At 69.0% G+C, this 19,072-nt stretch carries 18 protein-coding genes; 12 read left to right on the forward strand and 6 right to left on the reverse strand.

From position 1 onward, the window contains the following. Window positions 1-2 precede the first annotated feature (2 nt). Window positions 3-1,190: an ABC transporter substrate-binding protein gene (locus tag ACAM58_RS29940; RefSeq protein WP_018904211.1), complete on the forward strand. Its 1,188-nt coding sequence runs from the start codon at window positions 3-5 to the stop codon at window positions 1,188-1,190. A gap of 13 nt (window positions 1,191-1,203) precedes the next feature. On the opposite strand, the gene ACAM58_RS29945 is transcribed toward ACAM58_RS29940, so the two are convergent. Continuing rightward, window positions 1,204-2,229 (reverse strand): AraC family transcriptional regulator, encoded by a 1,026-nt coding sequence (locus ACAM58_RS29945; protein ID WP_062364572.1) that lies wholly within the window; start codon window positions 2,227-2,229, stop codon window positions 1,204-1,206. Between the two features lie 113 nt (window positions 2,230-2,342). Here ACAM58_RS29945 and ACAM58_RS29950 point away from each other — a divergent pair, with 113 nt between their 5' ends. The 11 genes from ACAM58_RS29950 to acs all read left to right on the forward strand — a co-directional run bounded on the left by ACAM58_RS29950 (window position 2,343) and on the right by acs (window position 12,697). After that, entirely contained in the window at window positions 2,343-3,257 is a 915-nt protein-coding gene (locus tag ACAM58_RS29950; RefSeq protein WP_278876681.1) for a LysR family transcriptional regulator, read from the forward strand. Window positions 3,258-3,386: 129 nt separating this feature from the next. Continuing rightward, on the forward strand, window positions 3,387-3,803 hold the full coding sequence (madL, locus tag ACAM58_RS29955; protein ID WP_015865439.1) for a malonate transporter subunit MadL: 417 nt from the start codon (window positions 3,387-3,389) through the stop codon (window positions 3,801-3,803). Window positions 3,804-3,808: 5 nt separating this feature from the next. Beyond that, a complete protein-coding gene (gene madM / locus ACAM58_RS29960) occupies window positions 3,809-4,573 on the forward strand; it encodes a malonate transporter subunit MadM (protein WP_015865438.1) in 765 nt (254 codons plus the stop codon). 9 nt (window positions 4,574-4,582) lie between these two features. Next, window positions 4,583-6,265: a malonate decarboxylase subunit alpha gene (mdcA, locus tag ACAM58_RS29965; RefSeq protein WP_278876680.1), complete on the forward strand. Its 1,683-nt coding sequence runs from the start codon at window positions 4,583-4,585 to the stop codon at window positions 6,263-6,265. 14 nt (window positions 6,266-6,279) lie between these two features. Then, on the forward strand, window positions 6,280-6,612 hold the full coding sequence (gene mdcC, locus ACAM58_RS29970; protein ID WP_018904208.1) for a malonate decarboxylase acyl carrier protein: 333 nt from the start codon (window positions 6,280-6,282) through the stop codon (window positions 6,610-6,612). Continuing rightward, window positions 6,609-7,487, forward strand: coding sequence for a biotin-independent malonate decarboxylase subunit beta (locus tag ACAM58_RS29975; protein ID WP_018904207.1), 879 nt, complete (start codon window positions 6,609-6,611; stop codon window positions 7,485-7,487). Before mdcC ends, ACAM58_RS29975 begins: the two co-directional genes overlap by 4 nt. Window positions 7,488-7,501: 14 nt before the next feature. Further along, window positions 7,502-8,203 carry a biotin-independent malonate decarboxylase subunit gamma gene (gene mdcE / locus ACAM58_RS29980; protein WP_015865434.1) on the forward strand — a complete coding sequence of 234 codons (702 nt, stop codon included), beginning with the start codon at window positions 7,502-7,504 and terminating at the stop codon, window positions 8,201-8,203. Between the two features lie 17 nt (window positions 8,204-8,220). Next, window positions 8,221-8,913 (forward strand): malonate decarboxylase holo-[acyl-carrier-protein] synthase, encoded by a 693-nt coding sequence (mdcG, locus tag ACAM58_RS29985; protein WP_369664590.1) that lies wholly within the window; start codon window positions 8,221-8,223, stop codon window positions 8,911-8,913. Continuing rightward, on the forward strand, window positions 8,910-9,773 hold the full coding sequence (gene mdcB / locus ACAM58_RS29990; RefSeq protein ID WP_018904205.1) for a triphosphoribosyl-dephospho-CoA synthase MdcB: 864 nt from the start codon (window positions 8,910-8,912) through the stop codon (window positions 9,771-9,773). Before mdcG ends, mdcB begins: the two co-directional genes overlap by 4 nt. Then, window positions 9,770-10,678: an acyltransferase domain-containing protein gene (locus ACAM58_RS29995; protein ID WP_018904204.1), complete on the forward strand. Its 909-nt coding sequence runs from the start codon at window positions 9,770-9,772 to the stop codon at window positions 10,676-10,678. Before mdcB ends, ACAM58_RS29995 begins: the two co-directional genes overlap by 4 nt. A 96-nt stretch (window positions 10,679-10,774) precedes the next feature. Then, window positions 10,775-12,697, forward strand: coding sequence for an acetate--CoA ligase (gene acs / locus ACAM58_RS30000; RefSeq protein WP_278876693.1), 1,923 nt, complete (start codon window positions 10,775-10,777; stop codon window positions 12,695-12,697). 87 nt (window positions 12,698-12,784) lie between these two features. Here acs and ACAM58_RS30005 read toward each other — a convergent pair whose 3' ends face one another. The 5 genes from ACAM58_RS30005 to ACAM58_RS30025 are packed head-to-tail and all read right to left on the reverse strand — an operon-like array spanning window position 12,785 to window position 19,061. Beyond that, window positions 12,785-13,015, reverse strand: a complete 231-nt coding sequence (locus ACAM58_RS30005) for an antitoxin (RefSeq protein ID WP_015865429.1) — start codon at window positions 13,013-13,015, stop codon at window positions 12,785-12,787. A gap of 56 nt (window positions 13,016-13,071) precedes the next feature. Beyond that, on the reverse strand, window positions 13,072-13,983 hold the full coding sequence (locus ACAM58_RS30010) for a LysR family transcriptional regulator (protein ID WP_018904201.1): 912 nt from the start codon (window positions 13,981-13,983) through the stop codon (window positions 13,072-13,074). Between the two features lie 34 nt (window positions 13,984-14,017). Further along, window positions 14,018-14,830: an oxidoreductase gene (locus ACAM58_RS30015; RefSeq protein WP_026283942.1), complete on the reverse strand. Its 813-nt coding sequence runs from the start codon at window positions 14,828-14,830 to the stop codon at window positions 14,018-14,020. 41 nt (window positions 14,831-14,871) lie between these two features. Further along, on the reverse strand, window positions 14,872-17,949 hold the full coding sequence (locus ACAM58_RS30020) for an efflux RND transporter permease subunit (RefSeq protein WP_018904199.1): 3,078 nt from the start codon (window positions 17,947-17,949) through the stop codon (window positions 14,872-14,874). Further along, complete coding sequence (locus tag ACAM58_RS30025; RefSeq protein WP_018904198.1) at window positions 17,946-19,061, reverse strand: efflux RND transporter periplasmic adaptor subunit; 1,116 nt, start codon at window positions 19,059-19,061, stop codon at window positions 17,946-17,948. The genes ACAM58_RS30020 and ACAM58_RS30025 overlap by 4 nt, the downstream gene beginning before the upstream one ends. Between the last annotated feature and the right edge of the window lie 11 nt (window positions 19,062-19,072).

The raw sequence follows: 19,072 nt of genomic DNA on the forward strand, positions 1-19,072 counted from the left end.
CCATGCCGCAGGCCACGCCCCGATCCGTCTTGTGCGCGCTCACCGTCCTGGTGGGCGCGCTGGCACTGCCGTCACAGGCGCAGACCGTGAAGGTCGGCCTGGCGATGGACCTGTCCGGCCCGTTTGCCGTCGGCGGTGCCGAGGCCAAGGCCGGCTTCGCCGTCGCGATGAAGCAGCTGGGCGGCAAGCTCGGCGGCGTACCGGTGGAATTTGTCGAGGCCGACACGGCAGGCAACCCCGAGATGGCGCGCCAGGTGGTCGAGCGCATGCTGCTGCGCGACAAGATCGACCTGTTCACCGGGCCCGTCGGCTCGTCGGTCGCGCTGGCGGTAGGCCCGCCGCTCTTTGCGGCCAAGGTGCCCTACCTGTCGAGCAACACCGGCCCGAGCGACTATTCGGGCGCGCGCTGCAATCCGTACTTCTTCGGCGCCTCCTACCCGAACGATGCGTACTATGAATCGGCCGGCAAGTTCGCCTCGGACAAGGGCTTCAAGAAGGTCGCGATGATCGCGCCCAGCTATCCCGGCGGCAAGGACGCCATCAACGGCTTCAAGCACACCTTCAAGGGCAGCGTGAGCGACGAGCTGTACACCAAGCTCGGGCAGCTCGACTACTCGGCGGAGCTGGCGCAGATCCGCGCGTCGAAGCCCGATGCGCTGTACTTCTTTTTGCCCGGCGCCATGGGCGTGAGCTTCATCAAGCAGTTCGTCGGCGCCGGGCTGTCGAAGGACGTGGCGCTGATCTCCACCGCGTTCTCGGCCGACGAGGACATGATCCCCGCCGTCGGCGAGCCGATGCTCGGCCTGTTCAATACCGCGCACTGGTCGTTCGACCTCGACAACGCCGCCAACCAGCGCTTCGTGGCGGCTTTCCGCCAGCAGAACAACGGGCGCAATCCGTCCTTCTATGCCGGCCAGGCCTACGACGTGCTGATGGCGATGGATGCGGCCGTGCGCGACGTCGGCGGCAAGCTGGCCGACAAGCCCGCGCTGCTCAAGGCGATCAAGGCGGCCAACTACAAGTCGGTGCGCGGCGATTTCCGCTATGGCCCGAACAACTTCCCGATCCAGAACTACTACCTGCGCGTGATCGCCAAGGACGCGAACGGGCGCATCGCCAACAAGGTGATCGGCACCGTGCTGGAGCGCTACCAGGACCGGACTGCCGCCCAGTGCGCGATGAAGTCCTGAGGATGCGTGCGCTTCAGTGCCGCGCGGCCGGCAGCGGTGCGGGATCGCGGGAGGTGTCGCGCGGCAGCTGGCCGAAGCGCTCGCGGTAGCAGGCGGCAAAGCGGCTCAGGTGCGAGAAGCCGCAGCTCAGCGCCACCTCGGTGACGCTGGCACCGTCGTGCCGCGCCAGCTGCGCGTGCGCGGCGTCCAGCCGCATGTTGCGCAGCACCTCGCCGGGCGAGAGGTCGCGATAGCGCTTGAAGAGCAAGGCGAGGCTGCGGCGCGTGACGCCCGCGGCCTGCGCCACGTCTTCGAGCGACAGCAGCGTGTCGAGCCGCTCGCGCATGAACTCCTCGGCTCGCCGCAGCTGCCGCAGGCCGGCTTCCTCGCAGCCGCGCCGCACGGCGGCATGCCGTTGCAGGGCTGAATTCGGCCGGTGGCACAGCAGGTAGAGCATCAGGTTGTCTTCGCAGTGCGCCATCCACCGCGGGTCGTAGGTTCCCAGGTCGCCCGAAGGCAGCAGCGAGGCCAGGCCGGCCACCATGCGGCACCACTGCGTGCCGGCGGCGTCGTCCAGGCAAAAGGGCATCGCGAAATCGATCTCGCCCACGTCGTCGGTGCCGCGCAAGGCGAAGGCATGGCGTGCCACCTCCTGCAGCCGGCTGAGCTCGATTTTCAATATCAGCTGTTCGCAGTCGGCATGCCAGTGCAGCCGCACCGGCTTGTGGGCGGAAATGACCGCGCCCTGCCCGGGATGGATCTGCAGGGTGTGCCCGCCGGTATGGACGTCGGCATGGCCGCGAAGCGGCATCTGCACCAGCACGAAGTTGCCGAGCGCGTCGGGCTCGATGTCGACATCGCAGCCGTAGCGCAGGATGCACAACGACAGTGCGCTCAGCTCCGCGCGGCAGAAGATGGCGTCGACGTCGCCGCGGCCCCACACGCTGCGGTGCGGCTTGAGCTCGCGGGAGACACGCGCATGCGTCTCCTCTGCATCATGCGAACGGAAGAGTTCTCTCTCGTACAAGGGGGAAAGCTGCTCGTTCGACCACGCGTCCATAGGCATTTCCTCACTCAGGTTCAACGTTGAGACAGTTTTGCTCTGCGCCGCGTTGTACCGCAATTTGTGGGCCCGTTCCAGGATTACGATCGGACATCATCCGCAGGCCCTCCATGCTCCTCCACGTCGACGAAGAGATCACCTTCCGCAAGCTCGAGATCCTGCTGGCCTTCATGGAGACCGGCAATCTTGCGCGCGCGGCCGAAAAGCTCGAGATCAGCACCGTGAGCGTGCACCGCGCGCTGCATTCGCTGGAAACCGGCCTGCGCTGCGCGCTGTTCCGGCACGAGGGCCGCAACCTGCATCCGACCGATGCGGCACAGGCGCTGGCAGACGTGGCGCGCGATGTGCTGCGCACCATGTCCGAGGGCATCCGCGCGACACGGGAAGTGGCCGGCTACTCGTCCGACCGGATCCGCATCGGATCGCTCTATTCGCTGACGAGCCGCACGGTGCCGCGGCTGATCATGGGGCTGAAGCTGCGCAGGCCCGAGCTGCACACCGAGCTCGTGCTCGGCTCCAACGCCGACCTCCTGCAGAAGCTGCGCGACGGCGCGATCGATGCCGCCCTCATGGCGGTGCCCGAGGGAACGGCGGACGTCGAGTCGGAGCCGCTGTTCGAGGACGACATCCGGTTCGCCGCCCCGGTGGGCTCCCCCTATTCGGGGCAGAAGGAGATCGACCTGGCCGCCTGCGCCGGCGAGCGCTTCGTGAGCCTGAGCGAAGGCTTCGTCACCTACAGCGGCTTCGTGGAGTCGTTTCGCGTGGCCGGCTTCACGCCCAACGTGGTGATGGAGACGGGCGACATCTTTTCGCTCATGAACCTGGTGAGCGGCGGCGTCGGCTACACGCTGCTGCCGGGCCGCGTGTGGGGGGTGATGCCGCAGAACGTGCAGCTGATTCCGCTGCAGCCCCGCTACCTGATGCGCCAGACCATCGCGCTCAACTTCCTGCGCACGCGCGAGCGCGATCCCAACCTGCTCGCGCTGCTGGCGCTGTGCCGCAGCTCGAAGGCCGAACTGGCCTAGGGTTTACCCGCGATCGTTTCACGCGCCGTAAGCGTCGCCGTCCCCCGTTAATTGATCGCGCGCAGGGGCGCCGATACCGTACGTCTCCAGAACACCGCGCATCTCGCGCGGCACACAACGGAGACGCCCATGATCATTTTCGGAACCGCCCTGCTGGCCGTATGCCATCTGCTGGGCATCTTCCTGGGCGACCTGCTCGGGCAGGCGCTGGGCGTGAAGACCAACGTCGGGGGCGTCGGCATCGCGATGCTGCTGCTGATCTTCGCGCGGCTCTACATGCAGAAGCGCGACTTCCTGCCCAAGCTCACGGAGCTCGGCGTCGAGTACTGGGGCGCGATGTACATCCCCGTGGTCGTGGCCATGGCGGCGCAGCAGGACATGGTCGCGGCGCTGCGCGGCGGACCGGTGGCGCTGCTCTCGGCCATTGCCGCCGTCGCGGTCTGCGCCTGCGTGATCGCGGTGATCAATCGCGCGGAGCGGCCGCAGGTGGAAGCGCAGGGCGCGCCCAAGCTGCACGACAACCCCCTGCTGGCCGAAGCGGAGTGAACGGCATGATCGAAATCCTCGAAAAAGCCGCGCTCCAGAACGGCCTCGTGACCGCCTTTGCGGTGGTCGGCCTGGTGATCCTGCTGTCGGGCCAGATCTCGCGCCGGCTGACCTTCGGCCGCGTGCACGGCTCGGCCATCGCGATCGTGATCGGCCTGGCGCTCGCCTACTGGGGCGGCACACAGACCGGCGGCCACAAGGGCCTGGCCGACATGTCGCTGTTCGGCGGCATCGGGCTGATGGGCGGCGCGATGCTGCGCGACTTCGCGATCGTGGCCACCGCCTTCGAAGTGCAGGCCACCGAGGCGCGCAAGGCCGGGCTGATCGGCGTGGTGTCGCTGCTGCTGGGCACGGTGCTGCCCTTCATCGTGGGCGCATGCATTGCACGCGCCTTCGGCTACTCCGACGCAGTGAGCATGACCACCATCGGCGCCGGCGCGGTCACCTACATCGTCGGCCCGGTGACGGGCGCGGCCATCGGCGCGAGCCCGGACGTGATGGCGCTGAGCATTGCGACGGGGCTGGTCAAGGCCATCATCGTGATGGTGGGCACGCCCATCGCCGCGCGCTTTCTCGCACTGAAGACGCCGCGCTCGGCAATGGTGTTCGGCGGCCTCGCAGGCACCGTGAGCGGTGTTTCCGCCGGCCTTGCCGCGACCGACCGCAAGCTGGTGCCCTACGGCGCGCTCGTCGCGACCTTTCACACCGGCCTGGGCTGCCTGATGGGGCCGTCGGTGCTGTTTTTTGCCACCAAGGCATTGGTGGGTTGAGGGATCTCCATGGACCGCATGAACTGGAACACCAAGGCCGAGAATCGCGCGGCACGCCTTGCGCGGGCGGCCAACGCGCTCGGCGCCGAACTGGCGGGCAAGCGCGTCGCCACCGAGGCCATCGGCCAGCTGCTGGAGGCCGTGCTGGAGCCGGGCGACCGGGTCTGCCTCGAAGGCAACAACCAGAAGCAGGCCGACTTTCTCGCGCGTGCGCTGGTCCAGGTCGATTCCACGAAAGTGCATGGGCTGCACATGGTGCAGTCGGTGCTGGCGTTGCCGGAGCATCTGGACCTCTTCGAGAACGGCGTGGCCGCCCGGCTGGACTTCAGCTTCTCGGGTCCGCAAGGCGCGCGGCTGGCCAAGCTGGTGTCGGCCGGACGCATCGAGATCGGCGCCATCCACACCTACCTGGAGCTGTTCGCGCGCTACTTCGTCGATCTCACGCCGCAGGTGGCGCTGGTGACGGCGCACGCGGCCGATGCCCAGGGCAACCTCTACACCGGCCCCAACACCGAGGACACGCCCGTCATCGTGGAGGCCACCGCCTTCTCGGGCGGCGTCGTGATTGCCCAGGTCAACGAGCTGGTCGACGGCCACACGACGACGCTGCCGCGCATCGACATACCGGCCGACTGGGTGAACTTCGTCGTGAAGGCGCCGCGCCCCAATTTCATCGAGCCGCTGTTCACGCGCGACCCGGCGCAGATCAGCGAGGTGCAGGTGCTGATGGCGATGATGGCCATCAAGGGCATCTATGCCGAGTACGGCGTGCAGCGGCTGAACCACGGCATCGGCTTCGACACCGCGGCCATCGAGCTGCTGCTGCCGACCTATGCCGAGTCGCTCGGTCTCAAGGGCAAGATCGGCAAGCACTGGGCGCTGAACCCGCACCCGGCATTGATACCGGCCATCGAGGCGGGCTGGGTGGAGTCGGTGCATTCCTTCGGCTCCGAGCTGGGCATGGAGGACTACATCCGCGCGCGCTCCGACGTCTTCTTCACCGGCCCCGACGGCAGCCTGCGCAGCAACCGCGCGCTGTGCCAGGCGGCCGGCCACTACGCCTGCGACATGTTCATCGGCTCGACCCTGCAGATCGACCTGGACGGCAACAGCTCCACCGCGACGCTGGGCCGCATCGCCGGCTTCGGCGGCGCCCCCAACATGGGCGCCGATGCGCGCGGCCGCCGCCATGCGAGCCCGGCCTGGCTGAAGGCCGGGCGCGAAGCGCGCGACGGCCGCAGCGGCGCGGCCGGCACGCCGCGCGGGCAGAAGCTGGTGGTGCAGATGGTCGAGACCTTCCGCGAGCACATGCAGCCGGCCTTCGTCGACCGGCTCGATGCCTGGACGCTGCAGGAGCAGGCCGGCATGGCGCTGCCGCCGATCATGATCTACGGCGACGACGTCACGCACATCCTCACCGAAGAGGGCATTGCCAACCTGCTGCTGTGCCGCAGCGACGCGGAGCGCGAGCAGGCCATCCGCGGCGTGGCGGGCTACACGGCAGTGGGCCTGGCGCGCGACCAGCGCGCGGTCGAGAACCTGCGCGACCGCGGCGTGATCCGCCGGCCGCAGGACCTGGGCATCGACCCGCGCCAGGCCACGCGCAACCTGCTGGCCGCACGCAGCATGCGCGACCTGGTGCGCGCCTCCGGCGGCTTGTACCAACCGCCCAGGCGCTTCAGAAACTGGTAGCAGGAGATCCGACGATGAGCGACGTTCCCGCAGGGCTCGAAACCCTGGACTTTTCTTTCTCCGGCGGCCGGCCGGCCGGCGCCTTTGCGCCGGTGCTGGTCGGCGTGGTCGGCTCGGGCAACCTCGAGGTCATGCTCGAGCCCGCCGGCGGCGATGGCTGCGCGGTGCGCGTCGAAACCTCGGCGCGCGGTTTCGGGCCGATCTGGCAGGCCGTGATGAACGACTTCCACGCGCGCCATCCGCTGGCCGGTGTGCGCATCTCGATCAACGACATGGGTGCCACGCCCGCCGTGGTGAGCCTGCGCCTGGATCAGGCGGTGGCCGAGATCGACGGAGGCCGGCCATGATCAGCTATGCCGAATGCTCGGCGCGCGAGCGGCTGGCGCTGCTGCTCGACGCCGGCAGTTTTCACGAATGGCTGCCGCCGAGCGAGCGGGTCATGAGCCCGCACCTCGCGCAGCTTGGCGTGCCCTCGGCCTTCGATGACGGCGTGGCGATCGGCCGCGCGATGCTGGGTGGCCGCGAGGTCTTCGCGGCTGCGCAGGAAGGCGCGTTCATGGGCGGCGGCGTGGGCGAGGTGCACGGCGCCAAGCTGGTCGGCCTGCTGCAGCGCGCGCTGCGCGACCGGCCGGCCGCGGTGCTGCTGCTGGCCGAATCGGGCGGCGTGCGGTTGCACGAGGCCAACGCCGGCCTCATCGCGGTGTCGGAAGTGATGCGCGCCGTGCTCGACGTGCGCGCCGCGGGCATACCGGTCATCGTGCTGATCGGCGGCGCCAACGGTTGCTTCGGCGGCATGGGCATCGTGGCGCGCTGCGCCGACCACATCGTGATGAGCGATGTCGGGCGGCTCGCGATGTCGGGCCCGGAAGTGATCGAGGCCTCCCACGGCGTGGATGAATTCGACTCGCGCGACCGGGCGCTGGTCTGGCGCACGACCGGTGGCAAGCACCGCTGGCTGACCGGCGATTGCGATGCGCTGGTCGAGGACGACGTCGCGGAATTCCGCGCAGCCGCCATCGCGGCGCTCGAACGGCAGCAGCCGCTGACCCAGGCGGCGCTGGAGCAGGAGCACAGCCTGCTCACGCAGCGCCTGCATGCGCTGCCGGACGGCGACGCCGGCGGCGACGAAGCGACGCTGCTCTGGCGCGCGCTCGGCATTGCCGGCGCGGAAAACGTCCCGGACCTTCCGGTGGAAGCGGTGCGCGCGCTGCGCACCCTGTGAGCAAGGAGCATCAGATGCAATGGAATTCCCTGGTCACCCAGCTCTTCGGCTCCTTCCACGGCCTGCGTGCGGATGGCGATTTTCTGCAGGGCGAAGTGATCTTCGAACGCGAGCCGCTCACGGTGATCGGCACCACGAACCACGCGCCGATCGGCGTGCGGCTCGCGCTGGCGCAGGCGCGCGCGGTGCTCGACACCGTCAGGCAGCATCCGGGCCGTCCGATCCTGCTGTTGATCGACACGCAGGGCCAGCAACTGCGCCGGCGCGACGAACTGCTCGGCATCAATCGCGCGATGGCGCACCTGGGCGCGAGCATCGACCTGGCGCGGCGCCGCGGCCATCGCGTGATCGGCCTGGTGTACGACCAGGCGCTGTCGGGCGGCTTCATCACCTCGGGGCTGATCGCCGACGCCTGCTACGCGCTGCCGGAGGCCGAGATCCGTGTGATGCGCATTCCCGCGATGGCGCGCGTGACCAAGCTGCCGGAGGACCGGCTCACCGAGCTGTCGAAATCCAACCCGGTGTTCGCGCCCGGCGTGCAGAACTATGTGGCGATGGGCGGCGTGCGTGCGCTGTGGACCGGCGACCTGCAAACCCGCCTGCGCGATGCGCTGGCCCACACGCCGACAGAAGACAGGCGCGCACGCGACGGCGCCGAACGCGGTGGACGCCGGCTCGCCGCCGCGGTCGTGCAGCGCGTGCTGGACGCTGCCTGAACGCGGGCTGAGTTCGGATGACCGCCATGGTTTCGCTGCATCGCCACCAACTCGCCTGGCTCACCCGGAGCGGGTGGGCCGCCGTGCTGGGCCGGCCCTGGGACGAACAGGCGCGCGGCTGCCTCGCGCATTGGGCCTTGCATCGATTGCCGCTGGTCGTGACGCGCCAGCCGGCCCATGCCGGCGCCGATGGATGGATCGCGCTGGGTTTGCCCGCGCCTGCGTGCTGGGGCCGGCGCCGGCTTGTGCTGCAGGTGCCGCGCGCCGCGGTGGATGGCCTCGGCGAGTTCCCGCGGCTCGCCGACGTGCAGGACCTGCTGCCGCCGCCAGCATGGGATGTGCTGCGCGAACTGCTCGGCAGGCTCAGCCAATGCCACGCGGCGGCACGCGTGTTCGGCAGCTACGGCTGGCAGGCGATCAGCGGTCTCGACCATGTGCGCGCGGGCTCCGATCTGGACCTGTCGATCGCGGTCGAAGGAGCGATCCATGCGGATGCCGTGGCGCGCGCGCTCGGCTTGTTCGAGGCACCGCAGCTCCGGCTGGACGGCGAGCTCATGTTCGGCGACGGCGCAGCGGTGGCCTGGCGTGAATGGGCCGAATGGCGCGGCGGGCGTGCGCGGGCCGTGATGGCCAAGCGGCTCGACGGCGTGCACCTGCATCGCGATGCCGCCTGGTGTGGCCACACGGAGCCGATGGAGATCGCCGCATGAGGAACTTCGCGCGCTTGCCGTCACCGGATTCGCGCCTGGCACCGGCGGCGATCGGACGCGCGGCCACGCTTGCGCTCTACGACGAACTGTCGCTGTCGCCCAAGCCCGGCCTGGTCACCTTGATCGACTGCGGCAGCCACGACGACATGGACGCACACACCTTCATGCGCAGCCTGTTCTCGCTGCGCCGCTACTTCGTCCGGATCGCCGAGGCCGGCGCCGCAGGCGCGGATTTCGCAGTGCTCGAGCGCCACGGCATTGCGGCGGAGGCGCGCATGCTGGCCGCCACCGGCGGCGTCAACACGCACCGGGGCGCGATCTTCATGCTCGGCCTGCTGTGCGCCGCGGCCGGTGCCGCGTTGCGGGCGCATGGCAGTGCATGGGATCCGGCGGCACTGCGCGATGCGCTGCGCCGGCACTGGGGCGAGGCACTGGCCGGGCGCAGCCAGCGCGCGCCCGTGCTGCCGGGCGGCATCGCGGCACGGCGCCATGGCCTGCGCAGCGCATCCGAAGAGGCGGCGCTGGCGTTTCCGGTGCTGTTCGAGACGGCGCTTCCTGCGCTGAGAAAGGCATTGGCCCGCGGCCTCGCGCCCCGCCTGGCGCGGCTCGATACCTTGTTCCACATCATTGCGGTGCTGGACGACAGCAATCTTGCGCACCGCGGCGGCCTGGCCGGCCTGCGCGGCGCCCAACGCGCGGCGCAGGGCTTTCTCGATCGGGGCGGGATCGCACGGCCCGAAGGGTTGCAAGAGGCGCAAGCCATTGCAGACGATTTCGTGCGGCGCCGCCTGTCGCCCGGCGGCGCGGCAGATACGCTGGCCGCCGCGTGCTGGCTCCAGCGCGTGTGCCCAGGCTCATGAGCTTCGCACTGCTTTTCTCCGGGCAGGGCAACCAGCATCCCGCGATGCTGCCATGGCTCGCGGACGACGCACTTGTGCATGACATGTGCGCGCAACTCGGCGTCGACGACTGGCGCCGTGCCCTCGCGGATCCGCACTGGGCCGAACGCAACGACAACGCGCAGACGCTGCTGACCGGCCTTGCCCTCGCGGCCTGGGCACAGCTTGCGCCCATGGTTTCGCCGCCCGCCGCGGTCGCCGGCTACAGCGTCGGCGAACTCGCTGCCTTCAGCGCGGCCGGCGTGATCGACGCGGGCGCGGCCGCAGCACTCGCGCCGCAGCGGGCCGCGGCGATGGACCGCTGCGCCGCACGCGCGCCCGGCGGCCTGCTGGCCGTGAGCGGTTTGCCCGAGCAGAAGTGGGAGCAGTTGCGCATCGATGCGGGGCTCGAACTCGCGATTCGCAACGGCAGCGCCAGCGTGGTCCTCGGCGGTCCGATCGCGGCATTGAACGATGCCGAGCGCATGGCAATCGCAGCCGGTGCGCAGTGCACACGCCTGCGGGTCAACGTCGCGTCCCATACGCGCTGGATGCGCGAAGCGGCGGAGAGCTTTTCACTGGTGCTGGCGCAGGTGCCGTTTCAGGCGCCCCGCGCCGTGCTGTTCAGCAATGCGGGGGACCGCATCCGCGATGCACGGTCTGCCCGCACGGCATTGGCTGCCCAGATCGCCCAGACGGTTCGCTGGGACGAATGCATTGAAAACATCATGGCGCGGCAGGTGCGCTGCGTGCTGGAAGTGGGGCCGGGCCAGGCGCTCGCGCGCATGTGGAACCAGCGCTACCCCGGCGTTCCCGCGCGCGCCTGCGACGACTTCCGCAGCGCTGCAGCGGTTGCAGCCTGGCTGAACAGCCATGCGGACCCGTGAAACAGCCACCAGATCCGCGACGCCTCGCATCAAACCATCAGGAGACCCATCGTGAGCAGCAACGAAGCAGCAAGCCCTCTCATTCCAGCCCCGGACATGAAGGACGCCCATGTGTACGGCATGGACGCCTATGAAAAACTGGTGGCCGAGGCAGAGGCCGACCACAGCGGCTACTGGTCGCGGCTCGCGCGCGAGTTCCTGGGCTGGAAAACGCCGTTCACCCGGGGGCTCGACGACAGCCAGGCGCCCTTCTTCAAGTGGTTCGAGGACGGCACGCTGAACGTGTCCTGGAACTGCCTCGATCGCCAGGTCGAGCGCGGCCTGGGCGACAAGACCGCGATCATCTTCGAGGCCGACGACGGACAGGTCACGCGGGCCAGCTACCGCGAGCTGCTCGCGCGCACCTGCCGCATGGCCAATGCGCTGAAGGCGCGCGGCGTGAAGAAGGGCGACCGCGTCGTCATCTACATGTCGATGAGCATCGAAGGCGTGGTCGCGATGCAGGCCTGCGCGCGCATCGGCGCCACGCATTCGGTGGTGTTCGGCGGCTTCTCGGCGCAGAGCCTGCGCGACCGCATCCAGGATGCCGGCGCCGTGATGGTCGTCACCGCCGACGAACAGGTGCGCGGCGGCAAGCCGCTGCCGCTCAAGGCCATCGTCGACGAAGCCATCGCGCTGGGCGGCTGCGAGAGCGTGAAGAACGTCGTCGTCTACCGCCGCACCGGCGGGCCGATCGGCTGGGTGCCCTCGCGCGACCGCTGGCTGCATGAAGAGACGCAAGGCCAGCCCGAGACCTGCGAGCCCGAATGGGTGGGCGCCGAGCATCCGCTCTTCGTGCTCTACACCTCCGGCTCGACCGGCAAGCCCAAGGGCGTGCAGCATTCCAGCGGCGGCTACCTGCTGCATGCCGCGCTGACGACGAAGTGGACCTTCGACCTGAAGCCCGCCGACGTGTTCTGGTGCACCGCCGACATCGGCTGGGTCACGGGCCATACCTACATCGCCTACGGTCCGCTCGCGCTGGGCGCCACCGAAGTGGTGTTCGAGGGCGTCCCCACCTATCCCGACGCGGGCCGCTTCTGGAAGATGATCCAGGACCACAAGGTGAGCGTGTTCTACACCGCGCCCACGGCCATCCGCTCGTTGATCAAGGCGGCCGAAGGTAACCCAGAAGTGCATCCCAGGCGCTACGACCTGTCGAGCCTGCGCATCCTGGGCTCGGTCGGCGAGCCGATCAATCCGGCGGCCTGGGAGTGGTTCCACCAGCACGTCGGCGGCGGCCGCTGTCCGATCGTCGACACTTTCTGGCAGACGGAGACCGGCGGCCACATGATCACGCCGCTGCCTGGCGCCACGCCGCTGGTGCCGGGTTCCTGCACCCTGCCCTTCCCCGGCATCGCGGCGGCCATCGTCGACGAGACCGGCGCCGACGTGCCGAACGGCCAAGGCGGCATCCTCGTGGTGAAGAAGCCCTGGCCGAGCATGATCCGCACCATCTGGGGCGACCCGGAGCGCTTCAAGGCCAGCTACTACCCGCCGGAACTCAAGGGCTTCTACCTCGCGGGCGACGGCGCCATCCGCGATGCGAAGACCGGCTATTTCACGATCACCGGCCGCATCGACGACGTGCTCAATGTCTCGGGCCACCGCATGGGCACGATGGAGATCGAATCGGCGCTGGTGTCGTGCACCGCGCTCGTGGCCGAGGCCGCGGTGGTCGGCCGCCCCGACGACACCACGGGCGAGGCGATCTGCGCCTTCGTCGTGCTCAAGCGCGCGCGCCCCACGGGAGACGAAGCGAAGAAGATCGCGAACGAGCTGCGCAACTGGGTCGCAAAAGAGATCGGTCCGATCGCCAAGCCCAAGGACATCCGCTTTGGCGACAACCTGCCCAAGACGCGCAGCGGCAAGATCATGCGCCGCCTGCTGCGCTCGGTGGCCAAGGATGAGCCGATCACGCAGGACACGTCGACGCTGGAGAACCCGGCCATCCTGGCGCAGCTGTCGGAGCGGAACTGAGGGGGCGATGCATTGGAGCATCACATCCGGTTTATGTTTTGGCGATGTAGATGCAGATATTGAGTCGAGCAGATCGCCGATGGCCATTCAGAACGACTCCCGCTCCTGGGGCGCGCTATCGGTGCGGCCACCGGCCATGAAGCCGGGAGGCATTCCGGCGAGCGCATCGAAGATCGCGGTTGCGCTCGCGGGCCGCTCACGCAAAACAATGTCGTTGCCTTGGCGAAAGATCTCCACCTGCTCGGAGGTCAATCGAAACTCCTTCGGCAAGCGCACTGCCTGGCTGTTGCCGGATTTGAAAACACGGGCGTAGATCACCGGAGCCTCCTGATGCTGCGTATGTACAAAATGTATATGCATCGACGATGGATCCGTCAACCGGCTGCCCTGCCCTCCTTGCCCGCAGGCTTGAGCCGCACCGCCAGAAAATCCAGGAACGCGCGCTGCACCGCCGTGCTGTGCCGGCGCTGCAGATAGACGGCCGAGAGCCACATGTCGCTGCGGACGAACTCCGACAGCACGGGCACCAGCCGCCCGCTCTCGATGTAGGGATCGAGCATCACCGACGGCAGGTAGACGACGCCTGCGCCCAGCAGTGCCGCCTGGATCAGCGGGCTGGCTTCCGTGGCGTCCAGCCGGCCGCGGACCGCCACCTCGATCGGCTGGCGGTCGGCCTCGAAGCGCCACTTCGGCAGCGGATTCAGTTGGGTGCTGATCAACGCGGCGTGGTGCGCAAGCTCGTCCGGGTGGGTGGGCACGCCGTGCTTGCGCCAGTACATGGGCGCGGCGCAGACGCTGAGCGCCATCGGCATCAGTTTCCGAACGATCAGGTTCTCGTTGGCCGAGGGGGCGAAGCGAAGTGCGATGTCGACGCCCTCTTCGGTGAGGTCGACCAGGCGGTTCGAGAGCACGAGGCTGATGCTGACCTCGGGGTAGTGGCCGAGGAAGTCGTTGATCAGCGCCGGCAGCTGCGTGAGGTCCATGCCGTGCGGTGCCGAGACGCGCAGGCGCCCGCTCGGGACGCGCGCGCGGTCCTGCAGCTCGGCGCGCGTCACATCGGCCAGTTCCAGTATCGGCCTGCTCCTGTCGAGCAGCAGGAGGCCTGCGTCCGTGAGGCTGACGGCGCGATTGGTCCGGTTCAGCAGCCGCACGCCGAAGCGGTGCTCGAGGGCCGCGATGTATTTGCTGACGGTTCCCCGCGACAGCGCCAGGTGCTTGGCGGTGCGGGAGAAGCTTCCGGAAGAGGCCACCTCGCTGAAGGTGCGCAGGAGATCCAGGCTGTCCATGATGTTCTCCTTCGTTGCCGGACGGGGCGAGCGTTCAGGAGGAACCGAGCCCGAGCTTTTTCCTGAGGCTCGCGTCCACCGGTCCCGCGGGCATGAAGCGGCGCAGCTTCGTCAGCAAGGACGCCTCCCCCGGCGGCGTGCAGCGCATGCGCCAGGGGCCGAGCGCCGCCTCGACGATGGTGCCCGCCACGCCGTGCGGCTCGGGCGCACTGCCCACGCTGTCGGCCACGGAGAGCGCCACCAGGTCGCGTTCGCGGTCATAGCCTGCGATCCGCGCCTTGGTGCGCGGGGCGTTGGCATCGAGGTTGGTCCGGGTGAAGGCCGGCTGCACCAAGGTCGCGCGAATGCCGAACTGGCGCACCTCGTGGTCCAGCGACTCCGACAGCCCTTCCACCGCATGCTTGGTGGCCGCATACAGGCCCATGTACGGGGCCGGGAGCACGCCGAGCACGGAGCTGACGTTGACGATCCGCCCGCGGCGTTTCTCACGCATGTACGGCAGCACCGCGCGCGTCACGCGCAGCAGGCCGAAGACGTTGGTGTCGAACAGCTCCGCGGCCTCGGCCGTCGCGGTTTCCTCGACCGCGCCGATCATCATCATTCCCGCGTTGTTGACCAGCACGTCGATGCGCATGGCCTGCTCGATGATGGAGTCGATGGCCGCCTGGACCGAGCCTTCCTCGCGGACGTCCATCTCGACGAACTCGACGCCGGGCAGCGCGGGTGCCCTGCGCAGGTCGCGCGCTGTGCCGAACACGCGGCAGCCGCGCGCCACGAACATTTCTGCAGCGGCGCGTCCGATGCCCGAGGATCCGCCCGTCACGACAACGACTGATGAACTCGACATGGCAATTCCTTCGATCTCTTGATGAATGGTGATGCGGCGCGTCAATGCGCGGGCTGGTCGGCGTTGCCGGGTTTGATCCTGAACCAGATCGAATACATCGCCGGCAGGAACACCAGCGTGAGGATCGTCCCCGCGAAAGTGCCGCCGATCAGCGTGTACGCCAGCGCGCCCCAGAACACCGAGTGCGTCAGCGGAATGAACGCGAGGATCGCCGCCAGCGCCGTCAGGATCACGGGCCGCGCACGCTGCACGGTCGCCTCGACCACCGCATGGAAGGGATCGAGCCCCTCCTGCTGGTTGTGGTGGATCTGCCCGAGCAGGATCAGCGTGTTGCGCATCAGGATGCCCGACAGCGCGATGAGCCCCACGAGCGCATTGATGCCGAAGGGCTGCTGGAACAGCAGCAAGGTCGGCACCACGCCGATCAGCCCGAGCGGGCTCGTGAGGAACACCATGACCATCGCCGAGATCGAGCGCACCTGGAAGATGATGATGAGCAGCGTGGCCGCCAGCATGATGGGGAAGAGCGGCAGCATCGCTGCGGTTGCCTTTTCCGATTCCTCGATCGAGCCGGCCTCGGCGATGCGGTAGCCGGCCGGCAGCTTCTGCACCAGGGGTTGCAGCTTCGCGGTGATCGCGTTCGATACGTCGGGCGGCTGCAGCCCCTCGGCGATGTCGCCCTGCACCGTGATCGTGGGCATGCGGTCGCGCCGCCGCATCACGGGTTCTTCCATGCGCACCTCGACCTCGCCGACCTGCGACAGCGGAATGCGCTGGCCGCCGGCACCGGCGAGCGTGAAGTCCGCGAGCTTGGCGGGATCGAGCCGGGTGCTGCCGGCCGAACGGGCCACCACCTGCACGGTGCGGATGTCCTCGCGCACGGTGGTCACCGGCGCGCCGCTCAGGAGGAACTGCAGTTGCTGCGCCACCGCGCTGGAGCTCAGCCCGACGGCCTGCAGGCGGTCCTGCTTCAGGGTGAAGTGCAGCGTGGGCGTGCGGGTGCCCCAGTCGGTGCTGACGGTGCGCATCATCGGGCTGGCATCCATCACCTGCCGCACCTCGGCCGCGATCCGGCGCAGCTCGTTCGCATCGGGTCCGCTGACGCGGTAGGCCACGGGGAACGGCGAGTACGGCCCGAACACCAGCTGCGTCACGCGCACCCGCGCCTCGGACGCGAGGCCATCGGCAATAGCCTGGCGCAGGCGGTGCTTCAGTGCCTCGCGCTCCTCCTGGCTGGCCGTGCGCACCACGATCTTGGCGAACGAGGGGTCGGGCAGTTCCGGCCCCATCGCGAAAAAGAAGCGGGGCGCGCCCTGCCCGATGTACGACGTGACGATCTGCGCCTCGGGCTGCGTGGACAGCCAGGTCTCGACCTTGGCCGTGGCATCGCTGGTCTGCGTGATCGAACTGCCGTAGGGCATCTGCACTTCGACCAGCACCTCGGGACGGTCGGAGATCGGGAAGAACTGCTTCTTGACCACGCCCATGCCGAGGATGGCCGCCACGAAGAGCCCGACGACCGCGCCCGCCACCAGCCACTTGCGCGCGATGACGCGCGCCAGCACGCCGCGCAGCCGGTTGTAGCGCGGCGTGCCGTAGATCGCGGCATGGCCGCCTTCGATCTTCTTGAAGTTCGGCAGCAGCTTGACGCCCAGGTAAGGCGTGAACACCACCGCGACCACCCAGGACGCGATCAGCGCAATGCCGACGATCCAGAACATGTTGCTCGTGTACTCGCCCGCGGTCGACGGCGCAAAGCCGTTGGGCATGAAGCCGACGGCAGTGACCAGCGTGCCCGAGAGCATCGGCGCCGCCGTGTGGCTCCAGGCGTAGGCGGACGCGGCCACATGGCTGTAGCCCTCCTCGATCTTCACCACCATCATCTCGATGGCGATGATGGCGTCGTCCACCAGGAGGCCGAGCGCGAGGATCAGCGAGCCGAGCGTGATGCGGTCGAAGTTCTTGCCGGTCGCGGCCATCACCACGAAGACCACGGCCAGCGTCAGCGGCACCGCGGCGGCCACCACGAGGCCCGCACGCCAGCCCATGCTGAGGAAGCTCACGAGCATCACGACCAGCAGCGCCGCAAAGAACTTGACCATGAACTCGTCGACCGACGCGCTGATGTTCACCGACTGGTCCGTGACCTTGGTGAGGCGGAGGCCCAGCGGCAGCTCGGCGTTGATGGCTTGAGCTTCCACCTCCAGCGCCTTGCCCAGGTCGAGCCCGTTCCAGCCCTCGCGCATCACGACGCCGATCAGCAAGGCAGGCTCGCCGCCGTTGCGGATCATGAAGGTGGCCGGGTCTTCGTAGCCGCGCCTGACCGTGGCCACGTCCGACAGCTTCAGGGTGCGGCCCTGCGCAACCAGGGGCGTGTCGCGGATCTTCTGCAGCGTGTCGAATGCGCCGTCCAGCCGGATGAACACCTGCGGGCCGCGGGTTTCCACAGAGCCGGCCGGGCTCAGCGCGTTCTGGCCGTTGAGCGCGGCGAACACGTCCTGCGGCCCGATGCCCAGGGTGGCCAGCCGGTCGTGCGCGAACTCGACGTAGATGCGCTCCGACTGCTCGCCCGCGATGTTGACCTTCTTCACGCCCGGCACATGCAAGAGGCGCTGGCGCAGCGCCTCGGCGTCGCGCACCAGCACGCGCTGCGCTTCTCCCTTGGCCTTGAGCGCGAACAGCGCGAAGGTGACGTCCGCATACTCGTCGTTGATCATCGGCCCGATCACGCCGGCCGGCAGGCTGCCCGCTTCGTCGCCGACCTTCTTGCGCGCCTGGTAGAACTCTTCCTGGACCTTGGAGGGCGGCGTGCTGTCCTGCAACGTCAGCGTGGTGAACGCGAGGCCGGGCCGCGTGTAGGTTTCGGCGCGGTCGTAGTAGCGCAGCTCCTGCAGGCGCTTCTCGAGCTTCTCGGCCACCTGGTCCTGCATCTCCTGCGCGGTGGCGCCCGGCCAGGCCGTGATGATGGTCATCACCTTGATCGTGAAGGCCGGGTCTTCCGCGCGGCCGAGCTTGAAGAACGCGACCAGCCCCGCGAGCGAGATCAGGCCGATGAGAAACAGCGTGATGGATCGCTCGCGTACCGCCAGCGCCGACAGGTTGAAGCGGCCTTCGCTCATGGGCGCGCTCCGCCCGCCGCGGCGGGCGCGGCCGAGGCCGCGACACGCACCTTCTCGCCTTCGCGCAGCAGGTGCGCGCCCAGCGCGACCACCTGGTCGCCCTGCTTGAGCTGCCCGGCCACCAGCGCGCGCTCGCCATCCAGGCGCTCGACGGCCACCGGCTGCCAGCGCACCGTCGACGGATCGCCGCCGATGACCCACACGCCCGTCGCCTTGCCTGTATCGAACAAGGCGCTGATGGGCACCTGCACGCCTCCTGCACGGGCCGGCTTGCCGTCCGAGATGTCGACGGTCACCGTGGCGCCCAGCGGCGCATTGGCGAGCGCGCCTTCGAGCACGTAGCGCGCCTCGAAGGTGCGCGTGAGCCTGTCGGCCGCATCGGAGAGCTGCCTGAGCTTGACGGGCACGGCAACGTCTTCCTTGCCGAACAGCGTGGCCTGCCCGCCGGAGCCGACGGCCGGACGCAGCGTTTCGGGCAACTGCACCACGGCCTCCCTGCGCCCGGCCTGCGCCACGCGGACCACCGGCTGCCCGGCGTTGACGACTTGGCCGGGCTCGGCCAGCGTCTCGAGCACCGTGCCATCTGCGTCGGCAACGAGTTCCGAATAGCGATTCGAATTGCGCGCGACTTCCGATTGCGCTTCTGCCGCAGCGAGCTGGGCCTGCGCGGCATCCGCCGCCGCCTTGGCCTGGTCGTACGCCGAGGCGGAAATCGCGCCGGTGCCGCGCAGGTCGCGAAAGCGTGCTTCCTCGTCGCCGGCCTGCTTCGCGCGCGCCCGTGCGGCGCTCACGGCCTCCTGCTGCGCACGCGCCGCCAGCCTCAGGTCGACCGGGTCGATGCGCATGAGCAGCTGCCCGCGCTTGACCGCCTGACCTGCGTCGACCAGGCGCTCCTGCACTTTTCCGGAGACGCGAAAGCCCAGGTCGCTCTGGACCCGCGCGGCGACGGTGCCGGTGAACGAGCGCGATGCCGGCCCGGCGGCCTGGACCGTGGCGGCGCGCACCAGCGGCGTCTGGGTGCGTGGATCGGGCGGGGCCTTGTCGTCGCAGGCGGCCAGCGCGAACGGCAAGGCGCAGACCAAGGCGGATGTGAGGAAGCGGCGCGTGTGCATGAGGGGCCCAT

Origin of the sequence: Variovorax sp. V116, from assembly GCF_041154435.1 — a bacterium.
Classification (GTDB): Bacteria; Pseudomonadota; Gammaproteobacteria; order Burkholderiales; family Burkholderiaceae_C; genus Variovorax; species Variovorax paradoxus.